The organism is Ruegeria sp. HKCCA6837, assembly GCF_013034475.1.
Lineage (GTDB): Bacteria > Pseudomonadota > Alphaproteobacteria > Rhodobacterales > Rhodobacteraceae > Ruegeria.
In genome coordinates, this window is sequence record NZ_WQGD01000047.1 from 1 (window position 1) to 4673 (window position 4673).

Below are 4673 nucleotides of genomic sequence, written 5' to 3' on the forward strand. Positions count from 1 at the left end.
GCCAAAGCACCCGGAAGCCACTGACATCAGCTTCGGCCTGCAGGGCCTGCCATCCAGAGAAGGAAGACTTGCCAACGGCCTGACCTTGGTAAACCAGGCCCAGGTTCAAACCACCTGCATCCAACACGTAAAGGCCCTGAGCCGCATGCTTGAGCGTTGTACCCTGAAGATCGATATCTTCAGTCAGCTGCATCGCTGCCTGAATATTGCTCCTGGTGTAAGTCTGGTTTCCGTTCAGGAAATGAATAGCCTCAACATCGCTTTCAACGGTAAAGGAAACACGCGAGACGACATCGAGAAACACATAAGACGTCCCGGTATCGAAGAAAAGGTAGTTGCTGATGGCGCTGACAAACCTGACAGTATCCCATTCGGATCCACCAGAAAATGAACCATCATTCACCGTGACAACAGCGAGGTCCCTCCCTTCGTTGCCAAACACCTGGTCAGCGCCGGAGCCATGGGCAAGATAGAAGGTGTCGTTGCCGCGGCCTCCGTAGAGTGTATTGTCGTTGGCCCCATTGGACTTCGATCTGATAACGTCGTTTCCGTCGTTCCCCCATAAAATATTCTGAAAAGCGTTGCCGATAATGGTATCGTTGCCTGATCCGCCGGATGCGTTCTCGATGACAACGCCATGCGCAATTGTAAAACCGCCCTGTATTCCGTTCACGTAAGAGACCAGTCCGCCACCACTTGCGGTGTAATCCAGCGTAGCGGGCCTTAAGTCGATTCGAGCACCCGAGCTGCCAACATGCCGAAGTGTGTCGTTGCCGCCTGCGTCCCAAATCGCCTCGTACCCGGTACCCGCGACATTGGCTGAGGGCAGAACATAGACGTTGTTACCCGTGTTATAGTTCATATTCGCGCCGTACATTGCCTGCAACGCGGCAATATCAAGTGCGCCATAGCCCGTGGATCCGCCATACGTAGCGTTAACATCCAGATACCCGAACCGAGACGTCCAACCATCATTATACGACATCACAGTGAACACGCCCTGATTGAGGTTCCCAGTGCCAAACGAGTCGAACGGTGAGGTGACGCCGTTCAAAATCGTTGTGCCCAGTCCGGTGTCGTGCGGGTGGCCCAACCCCAATGCATGACCCAATTCGTGGATCAGAGTGGAGAAGAAAAACCCGCCCGGATCCCCGTTGCCACCAAGGCCAGAATTGGCCTTCCAATACGCAGTGTTGTAAGCGCCCTGCGATGGGCCAGGGAAAGGTGTATAGTGGTAGCCAAGGGTATTGGCGTTGTGGAAATAGCTCCTAGGCGCGATGACTTCAACTATGTCAGCATTTGCGGGGCCGGTTTCCACGAACCTTATGTTGGCAACCTTCTCTATTTCAGCCAAAGCTGCGCGAAACTCGGCTTTGTAGGCTGCTGTCCAAGCTTGCGAACCGAATACCGTAGAAAATGAGTAATTAATATAAGTGACCGTGGACGGATTCCCGTCACCGTATGCCACACCGCCTTGAATCGAACTGACGGGAGAACTGGAAGGGGGTTTTGGTATTGTCGTTAAAGAAGCCATGTCAAGGCCTTGAATTTCGCTGACTCTGTTCGCGCTCCAGTTGCTCGACCAAGTTGTTTTTAATGTGGCAAGCCCCAAACGCGCCTAAACTTTTTAAGGAGCTCACGTCGCATCCTAAGAGCAGCCCCTTGTGCATCAGAAGACCTTTCTATCAGGAGGCTCGTCGCTACTGAATACCATATGTTCAGCTTCGATGAGTTTTTTGCGGCTTTGTGTTGTGAAGCGGCGAAAATTCTCAATCCGATCATAGCCGCAAGTGCCAAGATAGACTTTTTGCAAGCGGCTCACCTTGAGGCGAAAACCATCTCGAGTTCTTCAATCCCTGCCTAAAATCGCGATAGTCGGGTGCTGTGCGATCTGGTCGAATTGACACCGCCTTGTGAAAGGCGCGTATCAACACAATCCGCGAGATCCTCAGAGGTGACCAGTGCTGATATGGCATCAACAACGGCCATGGTCGAAAAACCACTATTTGGGTGATGTATTTGCTGTCTCCGCATCCAGTCGATTTGCGCTGTTGACTACTGGCTCCACCCAGACGGTAAAGAAGGCAAAGCAGTACTCTGGTGGACTACCCGATTTTTGCCTCGGCTTAAAACTGAGGATAAGCAACTAAGTGTATGCGGTTTGTGATCGCACCCCTCCCAGCTAGGAAAAAACTTAACACGTGGCACACTGCTCAAGCTGTGCGGTGAGATTGGAAGTGCACCAAAAACATAAGTCTCTAGTTTGTATCTCGATTACATATCACTCCTTTTGCTTGAAACGTAAGTTGGTGGCATACTTTAAGTACTTCCAAAGGTATTTTCTTGCCTTGTCGCGTCTGGCCACCCGATGCTTCTGCAATGACTTAGCTACCGAGTAACAATAAAGTGCTCTGATTGCACTTTTATGTTGACTAATCCAATTGAATGAAGAGCCCTGAGCATGCAAGTAACTGCAGATCACTCCTAGGGTATCGTCATCCAATTTTTGCAAATCCTTGGCTTTTGGGATGGATGAGGCAGGCTTCTCATAAACAACCCCAAGTTCCTTCTCTAAAAAGTTATAGTCGCCCGGAAAGCAGTGTGGCAGGAAGTCACTCTTGGTTAGCTTGAAACTGTCTTGGAATAAAGCTTGAACCAGATTAACAAAATCCCAATGCGCTTGCTCGAATTCGGCTCCAAATCTCATTGAGCCATGGGCGTCGTTGTGAATACTTAGCACCTTATAAGCGCCTGAACGTAATGACACATTATAGTGCCGAGGCGCGTAGCCAATAGGTAGCTTTAGGTCTAAAGCACTAAAAAAAAGACGAACCACATCGCCGTCGAACAAGTCTCTATCCTCATACTTGATTATAGAGATTTCTTCATTCTGAAAAACTCGACCTAAATTCCGATATCGCTCACAAATAGCAGGATCGGTTCTAACGAGGCCTCCGTGCTTGACAGTTTCTTGCATGTTGCTCATCGCCCAAGAAAGTGGATCTCGCACAAACACTACCACTTTGAATTCCGAGCATACACGCTCAAGTGCAACGCGCATGCGCCTAAGCTCTTCAGCATCCAATGAGGAGATGTTCTCACCACTGAAGATTATCCCGTCTTGCTCACACCGCAACGCTGCGGCAAGGCGTTCTTGATAATGTTTGCGTTTCTCAATTGGACACTGGCCTAGTCGCCTCCAATGTCCCTCCATCGAGTGCGGTAAAAACAGTGTTTGAAATGGAATGCTATGGTTTACTTCGCCCATGTCTGCATAGGCGTATTCCTTCGTTTTGTAGCCGTTCAGCACTCCCTGAATAGAAGCCGAGCCCGTCTTGTGAACACCAACATGGATAATGCACTTCAAAGTATGTGCCTCCATTGGACTGACATTCCCCAAATCACCTTTGAGTTGAAATCGATACCGACATTTACGCGAGCAAACAAGCGTTTCCATGTATATGTGGGGTGAACTGACCCAATTCTGTCTAACCCCCATGTTCTGTGCCATATTGGACTGGAGTTTCGGGGATTGGTGGGCGCATGTTGAGGGCCTGATGCGGTCGGGTGTGGTTGTATTGCCTGAGCCAGCAATTGATCACGATCTGTGCCTGCTTGGTCGTTGTGAACCATTCGGAATTGAGAACCTCGCGGCGGAGCGTTCCATTGAACCTCTCGTTGTATCCGTTCTCCCAGGGAGAGCCCGGGTAGATCCGGATCGGGTTCACACCGACCTTCTCGAGCCAACTCTGGGTCGCCCGTGAAGAGAACTCTGGGCCGTTATCGCTTCGAACGAAATCAGGCTTTCCGTGGCGCAGGAACAGCCCGTAGAGAACCTCCAGCACATCTTCAGAACCCATGCGGGTCCGAACTTCCACTGCAAGCGCCTGGCGGGTGTATTCATCCAAAACCGTGAGCATCTTGTAGCTCCGCCCATTGCTCAGCTTGTCGTGAACGAAATCGACGCTCCAGACATGGTTGGGATGCGTCGGTCGGAGTCGAATGATCGAGCTGTCCTTGTGGTACAGGCGACGCTTCTTCTTGTGCCGCTGCGGGAGTTGCAGACCTTCCTCCCGCCACAGCCGTTCTACCTTCTTGTGATTGACACGCCAGCCCTCGACCCGAAGTAGCTGCGCCACCTTACGGTAGCCATACCGGCCATAGCTCTTGGCCAGACGGATCATGGCCAGTCGAAGAGCATCATCGTTCTTCTCTACGGCCTGGTATTGCATGGAGCTGCGTGCAAGGCCGACCACCTTGCAGGTGCGACGCTCTGATGTGCCGAGCTTCTGGCGAGCATGAATGACGGCCTGACGAAGTTGGCTCGTCGTCAGGCCCTCGGTTTTAGGTAGTTCAGACTTTCTTTGAGGATCAGCTTGTCCAGTTCCAGTTCGGCCACGATCTTCTTCAGCCGAGCATTTTCTTTCTCCAGGCTGCGCAACTCCGACAGTTGCGACTTGCCCATGCCACCGAACCGACGCCGCCAATTGTAGTAGGTCGCATCGCTGACACCGACACCACGACAGGCTGTCCGAACATCATCGCCATCTGCCAGCTTCAGTTCAATCTCACGCAGCAGCTTCAGAATGTCTTCGTCCGAGTATCGCTTCCGAGCCATCCCTTGTTCCCCCCTCTCGACCAAAGTAGTGGCCCAATTTTACGGGGCAAAGACA

3 protein-coding genes are annotated in these 4673 nt (G+C 51.5%); all 3 read right to left on the reverse strand.

Features of this window, described 5'->3' with window-relative positions:
- Window positions 1-1318 (reverse strand): M10 family metallopeptidase C-terminal domain-containing protein (locus GOV91_RS22400; protein ID WP_174836876.1); only part of this gene is annotated, 1318 nt, incomplete at its 3' end.
- 963 nt (window positions 1319-2281) lie between these two features.
- On the reverse strand, window positions 2282-3382 hold the full coding sequence (locus GOV91_RS22405) for a hypothetical protein (RefSeq protein WP_171237125.1): 1101 nt from the start codon (window positions 3380-3382) through the stop codon (window positions 2282-2284).
- 106 nt (window positions 3383-3488) lie between these two features.
- Window positions 3489-4618 (reverse strand): IS3 family transposase gene (locus GOV91_RS22410; RefSeq protein WP_371732359.1). Its coding sequence is split into 2 segments (ribosomal slippage): window positions 3489-4358 and window positions 4361-4618, totalling 1128 coding nucleotides; the frame shifts between segments, so codons are not numbered across the junction.
- Between the last annotated feature and the right edge of the window lie 55 nt (window positions 4619-4673).